This window comes from Lentilactobacillus farraginis DSM 18382 = JCM 14108 (assembly GCF_000583655.1).
Taxonomy (GTDB): domain Bacteria; phylum Bacillota; class Bacilli; order Lactobacillales; family Lactobacillaceae; genus Lentilactobacillus; species Lentilactobacillus farraginis.
The window spans coordinates 1-626 of sequence record NZ_BAKI01000125.1 but is presented as its reverse complement, the minus strand read 5'-3'; the positions used below and the strand labels follow the sequence as shown (position 1 = coordinate 626).

The window sequence follows — 626 nt, the reverse complement described above, 5'->3', positions numbered from 1 at the left end:
TGAGGTATACCCCCAAAGTTAAAGTAAAAAACTTTAACTCTGGAGGTATTTTTTATGACTAAGATTTCAAAGGCCGTTAAATTGCGTGCCTGATTGACTACTTTGATGGTCAGGGCAGTCTGAAGACCATTGCTAATAAATATCAGATCTCACTAACTGTCTTTCACATGCTGGTGGCCGCTTATCGGACGCATGGGGCGAAAGTTTTGTTTGAGCCGCCTCAAGTAACGTCAAAATTTAGAATTCAAGTTGCCAGCTGGGCGATTAGTCATCATGCCTCATATACTCAAGTGGCTGCTGAGTTTGGCTATGTCGGCAGCTCACAAATTTATCAGTGGAAAGAAATTTATCGCAATCAAGGGCCAAATGGGTTATTGTGTATATCAAAAGGACGGAAACCCAAAATGACTCATAACCAAAAGAAACCAGCTAAGAAATCATCAAAAGCCAAAAAGCTAACGCCAGAACAGAATCGATTGAAACAATTAGAGGCTGAAAACTTAGAATTACGAATCAAAAACGAAGCGTTAAAATTATTGGCCTCGATGAAGCAACCCACCAAGAAATCGCCCAAGTAATCTGCCTACTCGAGGCCCAATTCAAATTAGCGGACCTGTTACGGGTTC

Annotated in this window: 1 protein-coding gene; it reads left to right on the top strand. The window is 41.2% G+C overall.

Annotation, left to right across the window (positions count from 1 at the left end):
* Window positions 1-206 precede the first annotated feature (206 nt).
* Entirely contained in the window at window positions 207-578 is a 372-nt protein-coding gene (locus JCM14108_RS14005; protein WP_237745855.1) for a helix-turn-helix domain-containing protein, read from the top strand.
* Window positions 579-626: the final 48 nt, after the last annotated feature.